The 19,938-nt window shown below is 52.8% G+C and carries 22 protein-coding genes; 16 read left to right on the top strand and 6 right to left on the bottom strand.

Annotated elements, in window-relative coordinates:
* The first annotated feature begins 4 nt into the window (after positions 1 to 4).
* The 4 genes from DYA43_RS14565 (at position 5) to DYA43_RS14580 (ending at position 4,924) form a co-directional block, all read left to right on the top strand.
* Complete coding sequence (locus DYA43_RS14565) at positions 5 to 709, top strand: DUF484 family protein (RefSeq protein WP_032082424.1); 705 nt, start codon at positions 5 to 7, stop codon at positions 707 to 709.
* The gene (xerC, locus tag DYA43_RS14570; RefSeq protein WP_061057088.1) at positions 681 to 1,610 is read left to right on the top strand and encodes a tyrosine recombinase XerC; all 930 of its coding nucleotides are present in this window, start codon (positions 681 to 683) and stop codon (positions 1,608 to 1,610) included. The genes DYA43_RS14565 and xerC overlap by 29 nt, the downstream gene beginning before the upstream one ends.
* Positions 1,611 to 1,613: 3 nt before the next feature.
* Positions 1,614 to 2,333 (top strand): 5-amino-6-(5-phospho-D-ribitylamino)uracil phosphatase YigB, encoded by a 720-nt coding sequence (gene yigB / locus DYA43_RS14575; protein ID WP_061057089.1) that lies wholly within the window; start codon positions 1,614 to 1,616, stop codon positions 2,331 to 2,333.
* A gap of 107 nt (positions 2,334 to 2,440) precedes the next feature.
* Positions 2,441 to 4,924 (top strand): bifunctional diguanylate cyclase/phosphodiesterase, encoded by a 2,484-nt coding sequence (locus DYA43_RS14580; RefSeq protein WP_061057090.1) that lies wholly within the window; start codon positions 2,441 to 2,443, stop codon positions 4,922 to 4,924.
* Between the two features lie 28 nt (positions 4,925 to 4,952).
* On the opposite strand, the gene DYA43_RS14585 is transcribed toward DYA43_RS14580, so the two are convergent.
* A complete protein-coding gene (locus DYA43_RS14585) occupies positions 4,953 to 5,549 on the bottom strand; it encodes a tRNA-uridine aminocarboxypropyltransferase (protein WP_061057091.1) in 597 nt (198 codons plus the stop codon).
* The gene (locus DYA43_RS14590) at positions 5,546 to 7,075 is read right to left on the bottom strand and encodes a COG3650 family protein (protein WP_061057092.1); all 1,530 of its coding nucleotides are present in this window, start codon (positions 7,073 to 7,075) and stop codon (positions 5,546 to 5,548) included. Before DYA43_RS14590 ends, DYA43_RS14585 begins: the two co-directional genes overlap by 4 nt.
* Before the next feature lie 41 nt (positions 7,076 to 7,116).
* On the opposite strand from DYA43_RS14590, the gene DYA43_RS14595 reads away from it, so the two are divergent.
* On the top strand, positions 7,117 to 7,578 hold the full coding sequence (locus DYA43_RS14595; RefSeq protein ID WP_061057093.1) for an EVE domain-containing protein: 462 nt from the start codon (positions 7,117 to 7,119) through the stop codon (positions 7,576 to 7,578).
* Between the two features lie 86 nt (positions 7,579 to 7,664).
* Here the strand turns inward: DYA43_RS14595 and DYA43_RS14600 are convergent, their stop codons facing one another.
* Both DYA43_RS14600 and DYA43_RS14605 read right to left on the bottom strand, forming a co-directional pair.
* Entirely contained in the window at positions 7,665 to 8,492 is an 828-nt protein-coding gene (locus DYA43_RS14600) for a Cof-type HAD-IIB family hydrolase (RefSeq protein ID WP_020331931.1), read from the bottom strand.
* A gap of 114 nt (positions 8,493 to 8,606) precedes the next feature.
* The gene (locus tag DYA43_RS14605; protein ID WP_081094792.1) at positions 8,607 to 9,587 is read right to left on the bottom strand and encodes an alpha/beta fold hydrolase; all 981 of its coding nucleotides are present in this window, start codon (positions 9,585 to 9,587) and stop codon (positions 8,607 to 8,609) included.
* 84 nt (positions 9,588 to 9,671) lie between these two features.
* On the opposite strand from DYA43_RS14605, the gene rhtB reads away from it, so the two are divergent.
* The 6 genes from rhtB (at position 9,672) to arsJ (ending at position 14,757) form a co-directional block, all read left to right on the top strand.
* Positions 9,672 to 10,289 (top strand): homoserine/homoserine lactone efflux protein, encoded by a 618-nt coding sequence (gene rhtB / locus DYA43_RS14610; protein WP_020331935.1) that lies wholly within the window; start codon positions 9,672 to 9,674, stop codon positions 10,287 to 10,289.
* A gap of 30 nt (positions 10,290 to 10,319) precedes the next feature.
* Entirely contained in the window at positions 10,320 to 11,546 is a 1,227-nt protein-coding gene (locus DYA43_RS14615; RefSeq protein ID WP_020331936.1) for an EAL and HDOD domain-containing protein, read from the top strand.
* A gap of 91 nt (positions 11,547 to 11,637) precedes the next feature.
* Complete coding sequence (locus DYA43_RS14620) at positions 11,638 to 11,973, top strand: metalloregulator ArsR/SmtB family transcription factor (protein WP_020331937.1); 336 nt, start codon at positions 11,638 to 11,640, stop codon at positions 11,971 to 11,973.
* A 10-nt stretch (positions 11,974 to 11,983) separates the two neighbouring features.
* Positions 11,984 to 12,988, top strand: coding sequence for an ArsJ-associated glyceraldehyde-3-phosphate dehydrogenase (locus DYA43_RS14625; protein ID WP_047459736.1), 1,005 nt, complete (start codon positions 11,984 to 11,986; stop codon positions 12,986 to 12,988).
* Positions 12,985 to 13,482, top strand: a complete 498-nt coding sequence (locus DYA43_RS14630) for a cyclin-dependent kinase inhibitor 3 family protein (protein WP_061057094.1) — start codon at positions 12,985 to 12,987, stop codon at positions 13,480 to 13,482. The genes DYA43_RS14625 and DYA43_RS14630 overlap by 4 nt, the downstream gene beginning before the upstream one ends.
* Before the next feature lie 48 nt (positions 13,483 to 13,530).
* Positions 13,531 to 14,757, top strand: a complete 1,227-nt coding sequence (arsJ, locus tag DYA43_RS14635; protein WP_061057095.1) for an organoarsenical effux MFS transporter ArsJ — start codon at positions 13,531 to 13,533, stop codon at positions 14,755 to 14,757.
* A 21-nt stretch (positions 14,758 to 14,778) separates the two neighbouring features.
* On the opposite strand, the gene DYA43_RS14640 is transcribed toward arsJ, so the two are convergent.
* Positions 14,779 to 15,249 (bottom strand): Dps family protein, encoded by a 471-nt coding sequence (locus DYA43_RS14640; RefSeq protein WP_020331943.1) that lies wholly within the window; start codon positions 15,247 to 15,249, stop codon positions 14,779 to 14,781.
* Positions 15,250 to 15,478: 229 nt separating this feature from the next.
* Between DYA43_RS14640 and DYA43_RS14645 the strand changes: the two genes are divergently transcribed.
* Entirely contained in the window at positions 15,479 to 16,492 is a 1,014-nt protein-coding gene (locus DYA43_RS14645) for an acyltransferase (RefSeq protein ID WP_061057096.1), read from the top strand.
* Here DYA43_RS14645 and DYA43_RS14650 read toward each other — a convergent pair.
* Positions 16,489 to 16,818, bottom strand: coding sequence for a DUF2500 domain-containing protein (locus DYA43_RS14650; protein WP_020433049.1), 330 nt, complete (start codon positions 16,816 to 16,818; stop codon positions 16,489 to 16,491). The genes DYA43_RS14645 and DYA43_RS14650 overlap by 4 nt on opposite strands.
* 227 nt (positions 16,819 to 17,045) lie before the next feature.
* On the opposite strand from DYA43_RS14650, the gene DYA43_RS14655 reads away from it, so the two are divergent.
* The 4 genes from DYA43_RS14655 to DYA43_RS14675 all read left to right on the top strand — a co-directional run bounded on the left by DYA43_RS14655 (position 17,046) and on the right by DYA43_RS14675 (position 19,917).
* A complete protein-coding gene (locus DYA43_RS14655; RefSeq protein WP_020331948.1) occupies positions 17,046 to 17,414 on the top strand; it encodes a hypothetical protein in 369 nt (122 codons plus the stop codon).
* A gap of 878 nt (positions 17,415 to 18,292) precedes the next feature.
* A complete protein-coding gene (locus tag DYA43_RS14665; RefSeq protein WP_024373752.1) occupies positions 18,293 to 18,928 on the top strand; it encodes a lysoplasmalogenase in 636 nt (211 codons plus the stop codon).
* A gap of 67 nt (positions 18,929 to 18,995) precedes the next feature.
* Positions 18,996 to 19,232 (top strand): YecH family metal-binding protein, encoded by a 237-nt coding sequence (locus DYA43_RS14670; RefSeq protein ID WP_020433043.1) that lies wholly within the window; start codon positions 18,996 to 18,998, stop codon positions 19,230 to 19,232.
* A 97-nt stretch (positions 19,233 to 19,329) separates the two neighbouring features.
* Positions 19,330 to 19,917: a YhgN family NAAT transporter gene (locus DYA43_RS14675; RefSeq protein WP_020331952.1), complete on the top strand. Its 588-nt coding sequence runs from the start codon at positions 19,330 to 19,332 to the stop codon at positions 19,915 to 19,917.
* Positions 19,918 to 19,938 lie beyond the last annotated feature (21 nt).

Raw genomic sequence — 19,938 nt, forward strand, 5'->3', positions numbered from 1 at the left:
TGTTTTGTCGCAACTGGAAGCTGATGCACTGACGGCCGAAGTGGTCGCAGAGTATCTCAAAGACCATCCGGACTTCTTTTCTCACCGTCCGGATCTGGTGGACAGGCTGGCACTGCCTCATCAGGAGATGGGGTCAGTGTCGCTGGTACACATTCAGATGGCGCGTCAGCGCCAGCGGATCGAGGAGCTGGAAGAAGAGATCACCACCTTAATGTCTCTGGCTGCCAACAACGATCGCACTTTCCATGAATTTATGGACTTGCAGGAGCAGATTCTGCAATGCGCCAGTCTGACCGAAGTCTGCCGCGCGATTGAAGCCAAAGCACAATTGCTGGGTTTGACGGCCTATGTGCGTCTCATCGGTCATGACCACCCGCGTTATGCACTGAGTAAAGAGCAGTGGCAACGTTTTTCAACCAATCACTTCAACGGCAAAAGCGCGTATCTGGGCCGTCTGCGTCAGGTGGATCGTCATCATCTGTTCGGCGAAGATAATCTGGCTCCGGAAATGGGCTCGTACGTGATTCTGCCGCTGGTAAAACGCAGCCCGCAGGGCGTGCTGGCGTTTGCCAGTGACGATGGCGGCCATTTCCAGCCGTGCATGGACACACTGTTCCTGCGTCATCTGGCGCTGGTACTGTCGCATCTGATAGAAATTCTACCCTGGCAGGTGACCGAGCATGATCGACTCAGCCAACCTTCTGCCTGATAGTCTTGGCCGTCCTCTGGAGCGCTTTTACGAGTATCTGCGCAGTGAAAAGGGGCTCAGCCTGCACACCCAGCGCAACTACAAGCAGCAACTCACCACCATGGCGCAGCATCTTAACCAGATGGGGCTCAAGAGCTGGCAACAGGTCGATGCCGCCTGGGTACGCCAGCTGGCGAGCAAAGGTATGCGTGAAGGGATGAAAGCCAGCAGTTTGGCGACCCGGTTGTCGTCGCTGCGCAGCTTTTTTGATTTCCTGATCCTGCGCGGAGAGCTGAGTGCCAATCCGGCCAAAGGGGTGTCGGCGCCACGTAAGAAACGCCCGTTGCCGAAAAACCTCGATGTCGATGAAATGGCTCAGTTGCTGGAAGTGAACGAAGATGACCCGCTGGCGATCCGCGATCGCGCCATGATGGAACTGATGTACGGCGCTGGCCTGCGTTTGGCAGAGTTGGTGGCAATTGATGTGCGTGATGTCAGCCTCAGCGCCGGAGAAATCCGCGTGGTTGGTAAAGGTAACAAAGAACGCAAAGCGCCGTTTGCCGGTCAGGCCAGAGAGTGGGTTGGTAAATGGCTCAAGGTGCGTAGTTCGTTGCTCAAAGGCGACGAACCCGCGCTGTTTATCTCCAAACTGGGCGTACGGATTTCGCATCGCAACGTGCAAAAACGTATGGCGGAATGGGGGCACAAACAGTCGGTGGCCAGTCACATCAGCCCGCATAAACTGCGCCACTCGTTCGCCACTCATATGCTGGAATCGAGCAACAACCTGCGTGCGGTGCAAGAGTTGCTCGGGCATGAGAACATTTCGACCACCCAAATCTATACGCATTTGGATTTCCAACATCTGGCGCAGGTGTATGACCAAGCTCACCCGCGTGCCCGCAAAAAAGACAAGGAGTAACCGATGCTGATTTATCGCAACCTGCAGCCGATTCAGGCCATGACTTTTGACCTGGATGACACGTTGTACGATAACCGTCCGGTGATTCGTCACGTCGAGCAGCAGGCGGCGTTGTGGTTGCATCGTCAACATCCGGTTACGGCGAGTCAACCGATGCCGTGGTGGAAAGCGCTGAAAATGCGCCTCGCCGAAGACAACCCATGGTTGACTCATGATGTCACGCTGTGGCGTTTTGAGCAGATTCGCCAGGGGTTGATTGCGCTCGGTTATGGCCCGCAACAGGCGGAACAAGCGGCCAGTGATGCGCTTGAGGAAGTGATGCGATTGCGTAATCTGGTCGATGTGCCGGAGGAAACGCACCGCGTGATGGCTCAGTTGGCGGCGAAAGTTCCGCTGGTGGCGATCACTAACGGCAACGTCAATGTCGAAAAAATCGGTCTCGGCCACTATTTTCAGTTGGTGCTGAAGGCGGGCCCGGATGGGCACGCCAAGCCGTATCCGGACATGTTTGATAAAGCGCGCACTTTCCTTGGTTTACCCGCTCACGCCATCCTGCACGTTGGTGACCACTTGGTGACAGATGTGCAGGGCGCTAAGCAGAACGGCTTTCAAGCCTGCTGGTACAACGATCAAGGTCTCACCTTACGTGCAACAGCCAAGGCAAGACTACTGCCAGATATCGAGATCCATAAGCTATCTCAACTTAATCAGTTAATTATTTGAATAAAGATTGTTATTTTTGTGCTCTGCAATTAACTTATTAATCAGTATGTTTTATGGTAACCAGTCCACCGGATCGCCAGTCACTCATGATGAGTTAGTTGGATTACATGTTCACATCCTCGCTTTTTATTCCAGCACATCAATCGCTTAATCAAGCCTTATCGGCCTTCTCCTTTTCTGCTCGTGGCAGTACGCTTATTCAATTGTTCTCCAGTCTGCCTGCGCAGGAGATCGAGCCCTTAGCTGAGCAACTTGTGCATATTTATCCACAAGCTACGCTGATTGGTCTGAGCTCAGGGCAACTCATTCATCACGGTGATATTCACCATCAGGGTACGCTGCTGCTGTTCAGCCGCTTTGATGACACGACGCTCAGCAGCGCGGTGAGTCGCTACAGCAGTAATCCGGTGCGTGATACGCAGAACCTGGTGACCGATTTAGCGGTGCAGGCCAATACGCGGGCGATCATCTGCTTTGCAGAGCGCATGAGCATGGAGCGGACCGAACGTATCGGTGCGTTCAATCATCTGACGCCGGGTGTGCCGGTGGCTGGTGGTGCGGCGGGGCAGGTTGATGGCGAGCGCTGGGTGTTGCTTGGCACCAAAACCTACCAGCATGCGATGGTGTCGGTGGCGCTGCATGGTGACAATTTGCATGTCAGCAATGCGGCTTACACGGAATGGAACCCGATCGGGCGCAATTTCCGCGTCACCAAAGCTGATGGCAATACGCTGTATCGTCTTGATGATTTGCCAGTGCAGGACGTATATAACCGCTACCTGGGCGATGGCCAGCATGTGCCGTTTGAGCTGCTGCACAACTTTCCGCTCATCAAAGGGGACTTACAGCGTCAGGACGTGTACGTGCCGATGTATGAGGATGAACCGGGTCTGGTCCTGAATAAGCCGTTGTCGGTGGGCGATGAAGTCCGCTTCTGTTTTGACCATCCGTCACTGACGCTTGAGCAAGTGTACCTTGGCGCTGAGCAACTGCGCACCTTTCAGCCTGAACAGATTTTTGTCTACAACTGCACTTCGCGGTTGGAATTTATCGAAGAAAACCAAGAGCTTTTACCATTGCAGGCCGTCGCACCGACGCAAGGTTGTTACTGCTTTGGCGAGCTGTGGCATGACGGCACCATGCAGCGCACGCTGCATCACAGCATGACCTATCTCGCCCTGCGTGAAGGCGACGTGGTGGAACGGCCGAGCGAGCCTTTCAGCTTTGGCCGCCATGATGTCATCGCTCCTCTGTTCAGCCTGATTCGTAATTCGCTGTCGGACCTGGATGAGATGAACCTCAACCTGGCGCACAAGATTCAGAGTCAGGCCAGCATGCTGACGGCCAGTTATCGTGTCGACCCGCGCACCGGATTGCCGAACCGGGTCGTGCTGCGTGAGAAATTACTGCGCATGGCTGGCAACCATCATCTGCTGGCACTCAAACTGACGAACTTCAACCAGATTAATGAAAAGTATGGCTATCAAGTCGGCGACCGTCTGCTGCAGGATCTCAGCGCTCATTTTCAGCACTATCTGCATCAGCATCTGGCGGGACGCAGCGAGCTGTTTGCTATCGGTGTGGGCGAGTGGGCCACACTGTTTCGCAGTGAAGCGGATGAAGAGTTTATTCACCTGACGTTCTCTCAGTTTGTTGACCAACTGGAGCATGTGAACTTCGAACCTTTCGGTCTGCCGGAGGTGGATTATGTCTCGGTGTCGCTGTGTGCCGGTTTGGTCAGCCGCCGTGATTTTCCGGACAAAGATCCGGATGATTTATTGCTGCGCGCGATAGAGGCACGTCGCCACGCACAGCAGCACAACCGCCATTTCTGTAACGCCAGCCAATTGCGCGCCCAAGAGCAGATGCGTCAGGAGCGGCTGGGTTGGTTATCGTGTGTGAGCCGGGCAGTGCTGGATAACAACGTGCTGGTCTACGCGCAGCCGATTTTCAAGGCACACAGCCATGAACTCGCGTCGTATGAATGTCTGGTGCGGATTGAAGATGATGGCGAAATTATTTTGCCGGGGCGTTTTTTGCCGATCATCGAAGGCACGCATCTCTACACTCGTCTCAGTCGCCAGATGATTAATCGTACCTTTGATTTGATGCGCGATCGCAGCGAAGCCTTTTCCATCAACCTTGCGCCGCAGGACTTTATGAGTGAGCGCACGCTGCTCAATCTGGAAGAGGCGATCAAATCGCTGCCGGATCCGAGCCGGGTTGGTCTGGAAGTACTGGAAACCGAACAGATTAAAGATTATGGCCACATGATCGAAGTGTGTAACCATTTCCGCTCACTGGGTGCGAGCATCATCGTCGACGATTTTGGTTCCGGTTATTCCAACATTGATGAAATCGTCAAACTGGAACCGCAGGTGATCAAACTGGATGGCAGCCTGATTCGTAATATCGATCAGGATGTGAAGCAGCGCCGTATCGCTCAGCAACTGGTGCAGCTGTGTCAGGTACTGAATGCCAAAACTGTGGCTGAGTTTGTCCACAATGATGACGTGCGCCGCATCAGCGAAGAGATGGGCGTCGATTATCTGCAAGGCTTCCATTTGGGCGCGCCGCAGCGCCTCAGCTAAGGTGAAGATTCACGCTTAACATTCATGATTAAGGGCGCTGCCAGCGATGGCCGCTCTTATCGGCCTGAAAAATCGCCATAAATTCTGCAAAAAAAGCGTCGAGTTGCTCGGCATTGTGCGCTTCGCCAATCGCACGCAACAGCTCGCACCCCACTTCCAGTGTACACAGATGGCCGTCACTCTGATTGCGCCGCAGCCGATAGCGCGACAGTTGCTGAGGGCTGAGGGTGACTCGTGGCAAATCCTCGAGCCACGGGCTTTTGCGCTCCATTTTTTTCGCTTCCTGCCAGGTGCCGTCGAGCAGAATAAAATGCGGCTGGCACCCCAGCACGCGTGCCTGTTCCAGCGCGTCATCCAAGTTCAGGCTCTGCTCTCCCGGATATACCAGCAGCGAGTAATAGTCAGGGTCGGCGATGCGCTCGTTGAGCGCGGCGTTAGGCTCAACCCGGCTCCAGCTGAAACTGTAGCAGTCAGGCAGGGCTGCATTCAGCCAGCGCCCGGTGTTGGTGTCACGCTGAGCTTCGTTGTCGTGCATCAATAAGGACAATTGCAATGCACTGCTAAGCTGGGGTACCTGAGGGCACACGCACTGGTGTACCAACAGGCATTGCGGGCAAGGTGTCACAGTTTCACTCCGGCCTGCTTGGGTGATAAGCCGTCAGCAAACAGGGTGACGCCACTGATGTCATCTTGGTTGGCAACGTCAGCGATGCTCGGATTGACCGGGTAGCTGATGCCGTTGTATTGCAAACGGTGGGTTGCGGCTTGCGCGCCACCGCCACTGACCGGCAGCATCAGGTCCTGCCATCCGTGAGTGTTCTGCTTACCGAGTTGAAAGGGCGTGCGAACCAGCGTAATGCGGCTGTTAAAGCGCCACTCCTGATTCTGCTGCTGGAACACCAGTAACGTGCAGCCACCGGAACCACACCAGTCCAGCTGTACCAGCAGTTCAGGCTGGCTGTCGCCGTTCAAATCGTATTTCAGCCAGCGGTACTGCGTGTTTTCCGGCGCAGTGTTATGCAGCGCAAAGTAGCGGCGCAGCGCTTGGTCAACATCTTCTTCGTAGTCATCGCGGGAGGCAATCTGCTGTTCGCTTATCGGTAACAGCATTGCTTGCGGAGCCGTTACCTGACTGGCAGAAAACAGCACCAATCCGCCGTTGGCGATCGGGTAAACCACGCTGCCGACTTTCTCTTTGTCGGCGCTGAGCGTGCTGCCGTCGCGAGTGAAGACGCGTTCTGACAGTAAATACTGCTGCTGATGTTGGGTCATCACCACTTGAATCTGACGCGGATTCAACTGCTGCCAGTAACCGCGCTCAACGATATCGGCTTCTCCGCTGCTGTAGTGATAGCGGGTAGTGGCCATATGATCGGCATCGAGATTGAGCGTGACGCTAAAGCCGTTGTTCTGGGTTGAACTGGCAAAGTAAGTGCCAACCCATTCCAGCGTCGGGTCACTGTTGCCCAGCGTCGCGCAGCCTTTGTATTCGCCGCCTTTGAGGCTCAGTTCAGAACGCCAGCCATACAGCGTGTCGCTCATGCCATCGGAGCAGGATTCACGCGTCAGGGTCAGTTCACCGTCGTTGAAACGGTAGAGGCGTTGGTTGGCAGACAAACGGCTGCTATCAATCTTGAACGTCTGTTTAGGGCCACCGAGCGGCTGAAAACTCAGGCCATCTGCGGTGTAATTCATGTTCCAGAACGGCTCGGTACCAAACGCGCGGGTTGGCGTGGCGGCTAAGTTGCAGCGCTGCGGGTTTTCCGCACTCAGCATATTCACTTGCTCTACTACAAAGCGCGCGGCGTAATCACCGTTGTAGCCAGTCTGGCTTGGCGGCGCTAGGTGACCAATGACTTCGCCATACATGATTTGGTAAGGCGACCGGCTCAGCTCGGTCGCCTGTTTCACCAGCGCTTCCGGCATATCGAGTAACAGCTGCTGATTGCTGCCACAAGGGGTCAGAGCGCGCACTTCCGGGCCGACGACCATCTGACCACGCAACACAAACTGTTGTGGCTGAATCGACGCGGGTTGATCCAGGCTGGCTTTGGGCTGCTCAGTTCCAGTCGGCTGAGGGGCCTGGCTGCTGGAACAGGCTTGCAGGATAAGGGCGGTCAGGATTGCTGCTGGGTTTCTCAGCGCCTTCATGTTATATCTTCCTCGTGACAGAACATTAAACGGGTTTCATTATGGCATATTGGCTGTTCAAAACAGAACCAGACACCTTCTCTATTGACACTCTGCGGACACAAAAGGTTTCGTGCTGGGAAGGCGTGCGCAATTATCAGGCGCGCAATATGTTGCGTGATGCGATCAAAGTGGGCGATGAAGTGCTGATTTATCACTCCTCGTGCAAACAGGTTGGGGTGGCAGGCATCGCGCGCGTAGTGCGTGAGGCGTATCCGGATCACTTTGCCTTTGACCTAAGCAGTGATTGCTTTGATCCGAAATCGTCACCGGACAACCCGCGCTGGGTGATGGTCGATATCGAGTTTGTGCGTAAAACGCAGCGTGTGATTCCGCTGAGCGTGCTAAAAGCGATGCCAGAGCTGAGTGAACTGGCGCTGGTGAAACGTGGTAATCGTTTGTCGGTGATGCCAGTCAGTGAAGCGGAGTGGCAGGCGATTCTGAGTAAAGAAACGCTGCGCTGATGTCAGCAATTTACGGGTGAACCCGTCACCGATACAAAAAAGGCAGCCGAGGCTGCCTTTTCTGCGCTATCGAAACAAGCGCGAGATTAAATCAGGTGCGTTTGCAGATAGTGCGGCACCGCGTCATCGGCGTTGCTGCCGATCACTTCGTTATTTGGCAGGGCGCGCATCACTTTCTCGTGTGCGGTCCCCATCACCAGACCTTTGCCGGCCATCGACAACATTTCAACGTCGTTCATGCCGTCGCCGAACGCGATGCAGTTGTCGAGCGTCAGACCCAGTGATTCTGCGACCGCTTGCAGCGCATCGCCTTTCGACACGCCGGCACACATCACTTCCAGACACCATGGGGTTGAAAAGGCAACGTTGACCTGATCGCCAAAATGCTCATTGATCAGCGTTTCGTATTTCACCAGTTGCTCGTGGTCGTGGCTCTCATTGCTGAAAAACACCTTGGCCACGCCGTCGGTCGGCGCTGCATTGACGTCAAAAATTTGGTAGGTAAAGCCGGAATCTTCATGGAAGTCGCGCAGCACTTCATCTTCGCGGTTCAGTAACCACTCGTCATCGCGGTACATGTGAACGTAGATGTCTTGCTCTTCTTTCACCAGATCAATGATCGCCTGCACTAAATGTGGCGGAACGTTTTTGCTGTACATCTCTTGGTCATTCTGATCATGCACGCGCGCACCGTTCGAGGTGATCATATAGGCAGGAATGCCCGCAATTTCACGAATGCCCGCCACATCAACGTGGTGACGACCGGTGGCGAAAATGAACGTGAACCCTTTCTGGTGCAGATCTTTCAGTGTCTGTTTGGCAAACGGACTCAGTTGATGATTCGGTGCCAGCAGCGTGCCGTCAAGATCGGAAGCCACAATGCGAAATGGTGATGCGTTACGTTCAGTGGTCATAAAACCCTCTTAATCACAGGTGAAATAGCGGAGAAGCAGGCGCGTCTCTGGGTGGTTAGTGTACGTGAAGCGAAAGAGGAAAAAGAGGGTAAACCTGCCGGAGCAAAATTTCCTCTATTTGGCTTGGTTCACGTTCGCAAAGTGGTTGAGTAACGCATCCAGCGCCTGATTACGATACTGATCCTGTTCAAACAGCAGCTCGTGGCGCGAGCCGAGGATCACTTTAATCGCACTGTGTGGATTGGTGCGCGCCAGCTTGGTGACAAAGCGAGTTTGCGCTTCGTTGCTGACAATCGTATCGGCTTCTGCTTGTAGCACCAGCGTTGGCAGGCGTACCTGGCGGGTAAGCTGAATACACTGTTTGGCAGCCATCAGGCCCTGCCAGACCCAGCGGGTGCTGGGGCCGCCCAGTTTCAGTTCCGGCTTGGTCTCGTAAAGCTCGCGGAACCAGCGGTAGCGCACTTCGCTCTGAGTGAGCGCGTTAATCTCAAAGGGTTTGGGAAGATAAGCGCTATAACCGGGCGCGTAAGTGGGTTTGCTGTACAGCGCGGTTAACATCTGTGACAGCGACAAAGCCACCGGACGCAGCTGCCAAGGCATGTTGACCCCAAACATCGGCGCGCTGAGTGCCATCGCCGCGAAATCATGATGCGGGTGCGTTTGCACATAACGGGTCGCAATAGCGCCCCCCATGGAATGCCCCAGTAGGAAGCGTTGCTGATAACGACGCAGGTCCCACAGTTCGAGCAGGCCGGACAGGTCCTGTACGTAGTCGTGAAAATCGCCGACATACCCCATCTCTCGCTCGTCGATTAATCGATCCGATAACCCCTGACCGCGATGATCATAAGAGTAAATATCGTAGCCCTGGCGGAACAGATCGTAGAACAGTTCCTGATATTTCCAGGCCGATTCGATGCGGCCATTGACCACCACAATCGCTTTGCTGTGTTCCGGCTTGGTGAGGGAGCACCAGTAAAGCTTTGTTTTATCGAAAGAACGATAAAATCCTTCGGCGCGAGTGTGCCAGAAATCGGCGATCTCATGTTGGATCGCTTGCTCAAAGTTTGACTCTTGAGTATAAGGTGAGGTCATAACACTCGCTCGGTTCATCACATGGGGTGAGTATCAAATTGGTTGTCTAAGGTCGCTAGAATAAGCGAGTTGAGAGGAATTGCAATGGATACGCATGTTTGGCTGGCCTATGTGGCCACTGCTATTGTTTTTAGTCTGGCGCCGGGGTCCGGTACGGTGAACTCGATCAGTAACGGACTGAGTTACGGCACGCGCAAGTCGCTGGCGTCGATCGCCGGTCTGCAGATTGGCCTTGCCATTCACATTATGCTGGTGGGCGCCGGCATTGGTGCGTTGGTGGCGCAATCGGCGCTGGCATTTACCATCATCAAATGGGTCGGTGCGGTGTATCTGGTGTGGCTTGGCATTCAGAAATGGCGCGATCGCTCCAGCCTGGTCGCCGATGCGGCCACACAAACGCTGAGTGCCGGAACTTTGCTGCGCAAAGCGGTTCTGATTAACCTGACCAACCCGAAATCGATTGTGTTTCTGGTTGCGTTGTTTCCGCAGTTTCTTGATCCGGCCAGAGATCAGATGACCCAGCTCTTGGTACTGGGCATCACAACCGTTACCATAGATTCTTTCGTGATGCTGGGCTATACCTCGCTGGCCTCACAAATGGGACGCTTTATTCGTTCCGATCGCATCATGCGTAAAATTAACCGAGTATTCGGCTCGATGTTTATGGGTTGTGGCGCGCTGCTGGCGGCGGCTAAAGCCTGATAACCCACGCCGAATGCGCTTGAGGGTGACATGTATACCACTTATGTAGCACGACAACCCATCTTAAATGCGAAGCGGCAGACATTAGGATATGAGCTGCTGTTTCGTGATGGGGAAGAGAATGCGTTTCCTGAGCACATGGACTCTGATCGTGCGACATATCGACTGATTGTCGAAAATTTTCTGGCGATGGGCACGAATCCGTCCATCGCCCGTTCCCGCTGTTTTATTAACTTTCCCTACAAAAGCCTGTTGCGCAGGTTGCCGCTGACGTTGCCCAAAGACCAGATTGTGGTCGAGGTGCTGGAGACTTGTGAGCCGACTGATGAACTCTTGGCTGCAATCCGTGAACTCGGTTCACGCGGTTATCTGATCGCGCTGGACGATTTTGTGTTCGCGCCGGAGTGGGAGCGTTTTCTGCCTTACGTGCACATCGTCAAACTCGACATTATGGCGCTGGGCATTGACGAAGCGTGTGCCATTGTTCAGCAACGTCTTGAGCGTGGCAGTCGTCGCCGTTTTCTTGCTGAACGGGTAGAAACCGAGGAGCAGTTTGAACAGACCCGCCGCGCTGGTTTTACCTTCTTCCAAGGCTACTTTTTCAGCAAGCCGCAAATCATGAAGCAGCGCTATGTCAGCCCGGAACACGTGCTGGCAATGCAACTGTTTCAGGAAGTGTGCCGCCCCGACGTCAATTTCGAACGTATTGAGCACATCGTGGCGCAGGATTTGGCGTTGTCGTACAAGCTGCTGCGCTTTGTGAACAGCATGTCAGATCGGATTGCGGTGCCGATTTCCTCTTTTCGCCAGGCACTGGTGTATCTGGGTCAGGATCGGTTGAAAATTTTCGTGTCGCTGGCGGTAGCGTCGTACATTTCGGCCAACAAACCGAAAGAGCTGTACAACCTGTCGCTGCAACGGGCGCAGTTCTGCCAGTTGATGGCCGCCAAGCGTCCCTTTACGGAACATAAAGATCAGGCATTTCTGGTCGGGTTGTTTTCGCTGCTTGATGTCCTGCTGGATACGTCGTTGGATGAACTGGTAGAGCAGTTGCCGCTCAGCAAAGCGATCAAAGATGCGCTTAATCAGCGCGTCGGCCCGTTTGGTGAACTGCTCAATTTGGAAGAGTGCTTTGAGCAGGCTGATTGGCAAGGGGTAGAACACTGTTGCCTGCAACTGGGATTGCAAGTCAATGATGTCACTCAAGATCTCACCGCGGCGGCACGCTGGAGCCAGGACGTCAACCGCGTCGAATAGATGAAACTTTTATGACAACGAGAGCACGCGCATTGACGCGTGCTTTTTTGTATTTAAGATATATGGATATGTGAATATATTGGAGTCGCCAATGCTACCTCACCAATTTTTTAAGCTGCTGGCGGATGAAACGCGTATGCGCTGCCTGCTGCTGATTGCCCGTGAAAAACGCCTGTGCGTGTGCGAACTGACGCATGCGCTGCAGGAAAGTCAGCCGAAAGTGTCGCGCCATCTGGCGCAGCTGCGCCAGAGCGGCGTACTGGTGGACGAACGTCAGGGCCAATGGGTCTACTACCAGATTTCAGACCAGCTGCCAGGCTGGCTGAATAAAATTATCGACGGATTAAAACAATCCAACTGTTTGCAACAACAATACGGTGTCGACAGTCAGCGACTGGCGACCATGGCCGACCGCCCGTGCTGTTAAGGAGAGAAAAATGACCATTAAAGTCGGAATCAACGGATTTGGCCGCATTGGCCGTTTGGCAATGCGTGCAGCATTTGACTGGCCAGAAGTCGAATTTGTGCACATCAACGATGTCGCTGGCGATACCGCGACACTGGCGCACCTGCTGGAGTTCGATTCGGTGCAAGGGCGCTGGTCCCACGCGGTGGAAGCGCAAGGTAATACCATGCTGATTGGTGACGCGCGCATCACCACCAGTCAGGAGCGTGACATCAGCGCGGTGGACTGGTCGGGTTGCGATGTGGTGATTGAAGCCACTGGCGTGCATCGCAAAACGGCGTTCTTGAACCAGTATCTGGAGCAGGGTGTCAAGCGTGTGGTGGTGTCGGCACCGGTCAAAGAGCCGGGCATTGCCAACATCGTGGTCGGTGTGAACGACCACATTTTCGACCCCGCGCAGCACCGCATTGTCACCGCGGCCTCGTGCACTACCAACTGTATTGCCCCCGTGGTGAAAGTGATTCACGAAAAACTCGGCATTGAGCAGTCGTCGTTCACCACCATTCACGATTTGACTAACACGCAAACCATTTTGGATGCGCCGCACAAAGACTTGCGTCGTGCCCGTGCGTGCGGCATGAGCCTGATCCCGACCACCACTGGCAGCGCGACGGCGATTGTGGAAATTTTTCCGGAACTGGCAGGCAAGATTAACGGTCACGCGGTACGTGTACCGCTGGCGAATGCGTCGCTGACCGACATCATTTTTGATGTGAAACGCGATACCACCGCCGAAGAAGTCAATGCACTGCTAAAAGAAGCCTCGCAAGGTGAGCTGCAAGGCATTCTCGGCTTCGAAGAAAAACCGCTGGTGTCGATTGATTACCGCGGTGACCAACGTTCGACCATCGTTGATGCTTTGTCGACCATGGTGGTGGGCACGCGCATGGTGAAAATCTACGCGTGGTACGACAACGAAATGGGTTACGCGACCCGCACCGCTGAACTGGTGCGTAAGGTTGGGCTGGCGAAATGATGCATCCGACATGGGAATTGCCAGTCGAGAAAGCGGCGCTGGTGCTGATGCCGTGCCCGGGCACCAAAGACGTCAGCCTGTTTGACAGCCTCACGCAGCTGAAAGCGAGCGGCGTCAGTGTGATTGTCAGCGCGATCACGCGTGAAGAGATGGAGGCCAAACAGGTTGAGCAACTCGGTTATACCGCCCAAGCGCTTGGCATGATGTGGATTCATCTGCCAATTGAAGACGACAGTGTGCCGGATGAGCTCTTTACTGAGCACTGGCCAACCGTCAGCCCGCAACTGCGCAGTGTGCTCAAACGCGGCGACAAAGTGGCGATCCACTGTATGGGTGGCTCGGGCCGTACCGGTTTGCTGGCCGGGCATTTGCTGCTCGATATCGGCTGGCCGCTGGATCAGTGTATTGAACGCATTCAGGCCCTGCGTCCGGGCGCGTTTACTAAAGCGGAGCAGCGCTGTTACATCGAACACGTCGCGGGTGTGATCAGCTAATCGAGCTTTGGGATCATCATGATCCCAAAGCTCATTTTGGATCGGAATATGTTGAAAACTTATGCCAAATTAGACCACTCGATCCGTCAGTACATGCTGGTGACGTTCAACTACTGGAACTTCACGCTGACGGACGGTGCGCTGCGCATGCTGGTGGTGCTCTATTTCCATCAGCTTGGTTACGACACGCTGGCGATCGCCTCGCTGTTTCTGTTTTACGAGTTCTTTGGCGTGGTCACTAACCTCATCGGTGGCTGGCCGGGCGCGCGACTGGGGCTCAATCGCACCATGAACGTCGGGCTGGCGATGCAGATCGTTGCATTGGGGATGCTGGCGCTGCCCAGCGTGTGGCTGACCATTCCCTGGGTCATGGCCGCGCAGGCGCTGTCCGGCATCGCCAAAGACCTCAACAAGATGAGCGCGAAAAGCGCGATCAAAACGTTGGTGCCGGATGAGCAACAGGGCGCGCTGTATCGTTGGATTGCGATTCTGACCGGCTCGAAAAACGCGCTCAAAGGCGCAGGATTCTTTTTAGGTGGTGTGCTGCTGACGTTGCTCGGCTTCCAGCTCGCGGTGGCGTGCATGGCTGCGGTGTTGGTCTTGGTGCTGATTGGCAGCCTGACCTGGCTGAGTTCAGATATCGGCAAAGCCAAGGCCAAACCCAAGTTCTCGGAGATTTTCTCTAAATCGACGTCGGTGAACATTCTGTCGGCGGCGCGTCTGTTTTTGTTTGGCGCGCGCGATGTGTGGTTTGTGGTCGCGCTACCGGTCTATCTCGGCACCGTGTTTGGCTGGGATCACATCTGGGTTGGCGGTTTTCTTGCGCTGTGGGTCATCGGCTATGGCGTGATTCAAAGCATCGCGCCGCGCATTACGGGTAAAGCGCAGGGTAAATTGCCGGATGGTCATGCTGCACTGCGTTGGGCGGTGATGCTGTGTGTGGTGACGGCAGTGGTGGCGCTCGGTGTCACCCTAAACTGGCACCCGCAATGGGTGATCACGGTAGGGTTGATGTTGTTTGGCGCGGTGTTTGCGGTCAACTCGTCCCTGCATTCGTATCTGATTGTCAGTTATGCCAAGGGTGATGGGGTGTCGCTCGATGTGGGCTTTTACTACATGGCCAACGCGATGGGACGTTTGATTGGTACGATTCTGTCGGGTTATCTGTTTCAGGTAGGGGGGCTGGCCGCATGTCTTTGGGTGTCTTTGGGCTTCCTCATGCTGACCAGCCTAATTTCGCTCGGATTACCGAAACTGTCACAACAAGCCCGTTAAACGGGCTTGTTTTTTATTGGCTTATTGCAACCACGCGTTCAACATCCACACCAGTTTTTCCTGTTCACGAATGTAGTCACCCATTTGTGAGGCAGTCCCTTCATCACCAGCCTCAGAAGCCAGAGCCAGAATGGCGCGTTGTTGTGTGATCAATGCACCAAAGCCGTTGACCAGCCCTTGCATGGTGCTTTTGCCATCGGTCGCGTTGGTGTGTTCCTGAATCTCAGTGCTGTCCAGATAGCTGCTGAAGCTGTGCAGCGGCTGGTAACCCAGCGTCAGAATACGCTCAGCCAGTTCATCAATCTTGGTTTGCAGATCGGTATAAATCTCTTCGAATTTTGCGTGCAGCTCAAAGAACTCTTTACCTTTGATGTTCCAGTGGTAACCGCGAGTGTTCATGTAGAACACCTGGTAGTTGGCCAGCAGGCGGTTGAGTGACTGAGCAAGTTGTTGGCTGTGGTTGCGGTCCAGGCCGATCAGATTAGTAGTCATAACACTCACCTCATTAGTAATTGAAAATAGATGGATTTCTGTGAAATCGTTGAGTGCATAATAACCTTGTGATTTGTATAACTATATTCGATTGTGTGCATTGTTGTGATAGGCAATAACTATCGTTCTGAAAATAAGTTAAGGATCTCACCAATCATTAACCTTTCTCTTACACAGCACATGGTTATCGTTCTATAGTGAGTTCTATGGCGGCTTGAGAGCGTGGTTTATGACTAAGCGAGTGATTTTTTTTGATTTGTTGCGTTGTGTCGCGGCCGTGGCTGTGATTGGGATTCACGTGCTGGCGCCGTATCGGCAAGAGCTGGGGAATATCCCGTTTTCGGAGTGGCTGACGGCGGTCACCATCAACGGGATCAGCCGCTGGGCGGTGCCCGTGTTTATTCTGATCTCCGGTGCTTTGATGCTCAGCGATCCGCGTCCTTTTGATCTTCACTACTATTTGCGACGTCGCTTGGGCAAGGTGCTGGTGCCATTCATTATTTGGTCGCTGTTCTATGCTTATCTTTCCGGTTGGAGCGCGAACGGGTTTGACGGCGCACTGGCGCTCGATACGCTCAAACATAGCCCGCAACACGAAACCTATTACCATCTGGGCTTTTTCTATTACTTCATTCCGCTCTATTTTGTCATTCCGTTGCTGCAGTGGTTGGTGAAACGGGTCGATACGCTGGCGATTTGTGCGTGGGTGGCAATTTGGCTTGTTAGTGCGACGCTGTTCCTGTTCTTCATTGATGGCGTGTGGAGCGCGGAATTGTGGCTCTACAGCGGCTACCTGTTGCTCGGCTATTTGCTGTATCAGAAAGTGCCGAATACGCCTTGGGTAGTCTGGACAGCGCTGCTCTTGGGCGGCGGTGCTCTCTATACCACCGTGTATTCGGTGGTGACGTTAAGCCTGGAGTATCAGGGTTACACGGTCGGGCGCTGGCTATCTTACAAGACACTCAATACCATTCTGGCGGCGAGTATGATTTTTATTCTTTGTCGCGCGTGGGCAGAGCATCTGTCGCAGCGGGCGCAGACGATAGTGGCGTTTATCAGCCAGCACAGCCTGGGGATTTACCTGTTGCATCCGATATTCCTGTGGCCGATGAAAGCTTACGGCTGGTATCAAGGGCATCCGGGTTGGGTGATTCCGCTGTGGATTGTATTGAGCGGCGCGGCTTCGTTGTGGGTTAGCTGGTTGGTCTCTCGCAGTGGCAAGATCCGCTGGTTGTTGCCTTAGCGCTGCAAGGCAAAGTGTAAGAACTGGGTACCGCGATAAGTCAGCACGCCGCGATCCCCTGGATTCAGAGCGTGAAAGTAGTGCACTCCGACCTGAAACTCGCGTTTGGGCCCCAGTTTTCCTTGTTGCACGTAAATCCAGTACTCTCGATCTTCCTGCCCCGGCAGGGGATGTTCAACCGAGATGCTTTGTTTATCGAGAATGATAACTTCGGTGCTGCGTTCGGGGGCGTTTTCCCCCTGAATATGGCGGCGATAAAACTGGCTGAACAGCCAGAGACCCAACAGCAACAGTACAATAATCGCAATCCAAAATACGCTCGGCATCGTCGTCCCCATCTGACAGCAAGTGGAAGCTAATAATCTGATTTTATAAGCACTTTGACGAAATAAACCGGTAAATGCACAGTGAGAGAGGCGAGTTTTTCGGCTGGTGTCACACTTTGACCTGCTATTTGAAGGCTAAGCTAGAAGTGAGCTTTGCTCACCCTTATCTATAGATCAACAGATTCTGAAACAACTATAAACACAAGCGGATGAGCAGGGAGGCAGTGATGTCTGATATTGAACAAGTTGTCGAGCGAACGCGGAAACTGGAAACCTTGCTGAGGACCCAATATCACGCGCAGGGACAAAACCTGGAAGAGCTGATCAACAGCTGTGAAGAGCGCCTGCCACATGATGTGCTGGCCAAACTGCATTACGTGGCCACGATTAGTAATCAAGTGGTGGAAGAAGAGCACTATCAGTTGGAAGACAGAAAGGCGTTTGTCGCAGTGTGTATCGAATGTGAAAAGGAACTGACCCCAAGAAGTGGTCGGTTTATCTGGCGTGTGGCATTAATGCTAATGATGCTGATGACGCTCGCGGCGATGGTGGTGTACTACCTGCACTGGGAAGAGTTGTCACAACATCTGCAATAGTTGAAGAGTGAAGAACTAAAAAAGGACGCCTTGGCGTCCTTTTTTGTTTTGTAACAGATGTTTAGTACATCATCGGCAGTGTCATTAGGCCAACGATTACTGCGATCATTACTAATCCTTGTTTCTGAGATGAAGAAATCATAACACTGCTCCTTTATTCGGTTTCATTCAGTGAGATCAGAATAGCACTAGTTTAACGGCTTGATCAAGCCCATCTTTTCAAAATGCTTAAAAATACCATTCTATATCTTAAGATCTGCCCTGAAATGGTGAGTTAGATGTGTGGTTTTGGTGCGATTATCAAATAATCATAGTGAGTTTTAAATAATCTCATTTTGGTATAACTTGTTGTTTTTAATTAACTTAATTAAGTTAAATTAATGTTTCATTAATCGTTTTGTCAGTTTTTTGCTTGCTAGAGGTTGGTATGTTGTCATTTTTCCATGAATTCCCATTTTTTAAGAAATAAAAAATCATAGATGAGATTTAATGTCATTTGTGTATGGTCTAACCAGTAGCATTGGAAGGTAAACTGGTTGGTGAGGCTCATTGTTGGTTTGGGAAGGTCTTTATTGGTTTGTTTGTTGTTTTATTGTGTTTATATTATTGTTTTTAATCGATTTTTATTAACTTAATTCTTAATTTATTAGTGACTTTAAGTGTAATTTAATCTGGTTTGTATCATTTAAAACGTTGTTTTTAATTGTTGATAGCCTCTGCGGCAGGTTTTTCTGTTTTGTTGATGAAAGAGTAAACAGTGTAAATGTTCGTCCGTTTTTTGCCTCAACAAGGAATCGCAATCAAGATCCAACTTTTGCAGCTTGGTTCTGGACATCGAAAGTCACATGCCTACACTGGCGGCAGATTTTAGAAGAGGTATAGGCATGTGGAGCTGGATTTCTGTCGCGGTATCGGGACTTATCAGCATTTCTGCTTTTGAAAACAATAAACTAAAGTACGCTCTGTTTTTTAAAGCGGTGAGTTTAGCCTTGCTTCTGTCCATCACTGTCACGCAATCCGCCGCCTTTTCGGCTCCGGTTCTGTGGGTGACGGTGGGGTTGAGTTCTGCCTTGGTCGGTGATTCACTGCATCTGCTAAGATTTCGCCCCAAAGCCTGTTTTGGTGCTTTTCTGCTGGCCCAGCTGTTCTACAGCAAAGCGTTTTGGGTTCAGATTTCCGGTTCAATTGTCTGGTGGTTGCCTGCACTGCTGATCGCAACCAGCATCGTCGCCTTCTTCTTATTGCTGCCTCAACTGGATACCTTGATTTTTCCAGTCACCATCATGGGCATCATGTTATTGCAAATGACGTGGGCTGCCGGAGAAGTGTGGCTGAAGTTACCATCATCTGCATCGCTAGCCGGATTCATCGGCAGTCTGCTGCTCATGCTGTCGGCGCTTTTGCTGGCAATCCATGACTATCGGCGTCCACTGCCGTTGGGTCAGTACCTGATCTCCGGCAGCTATCTACTGGCTCAGGGGCTGATTGTGGCGTCTGTGGTGCTGCTGCCCTGAGCTAAATCAAAGCCGGATAGGGCGCCTTTGGTTACAGTCTGAGTTTTCCATCCTTGCGAGAACGACGATGACAATTGAAATTCATGCCCACCAAGTACTCAATCTACTCAAACAAACGCCAATGACGGAAGCGGCGCTGCGTGAAGCGGTCAGCCGGGAATTTGGTACGCATGCCCGTTTCCACACCTGCAAGCTGAACGGGATGGATTTAGATGCTTTGCTGGCTTTCTTGCAGGAGAAACGCAAAGTGATAATTGAAGCGGGGATCTGGCATCTGAATGAAGCGCGCATTTGCCAGCATTAAGGGTGGCAAAATGGCCATTTAGCGCAGGAATACACATCGAAATCGATAAGTGACGCTGATATACTGCGCAAAATTTTTGTTGTGGTATTGAGGTGTTATGGAGATTTTATCGGCTGCAACCATGCTGTTTCTGATCATGGACCCGCTGGGCAACCTGCCTATTGTTCTGTCTATCCTAAAGCACCTTGATCCCAAACGTCGCCGTGTTGTGCTGGTTCGCGAGCTCTGTTTCGCGCTGGTGATTCTGATGCTGTTTTTGTTTGCGGGGAAATCGATTCTCAGCTTCCTGCATGTGCAGCCGGAAACCTTAAGCATCTCTGGCGGTATCATTCTGTTCATTATCGCGATTAAGATGATTTTCCCGAGTGCAGGCAGTATTACTGGTCTCGCGGCGGGTGAAGAGCCGTTTATCGTGCCAATGGCGATTCCGATGATCGCCGGCCCGTCAGTGATTGCAGCGCTATTGCTGCTGTCGACCCAATACCCGGATAATCTGATGGAATTGTCGGCGGCGGTGATCCTTGCCTGGTCGGGTACGTTCCTGATTTTGATGTTCTATGGCTTCTTTCACAAGGTACTGGGCGAGCGTGGTCTCAAGGCAGTTGAGCGTCTGATGGGCCTGTTGTTGGTCATGATGTCGACGCAGATGTTCCTCAACGGTATTAAGAGTTACGTAGGGATGTAAAAAAACCGCCATTCGGCGGTT

This window comes from Vibrio fluvialis, assembly GCF_900460245.1.
Classification (GTDB): domain Bacteria; phylum Pseudomonadota; class Gammaproteobacteria; order Enterobacterales; family Vibrionaceae; genus Vibrio; species Vibrio fluvialis.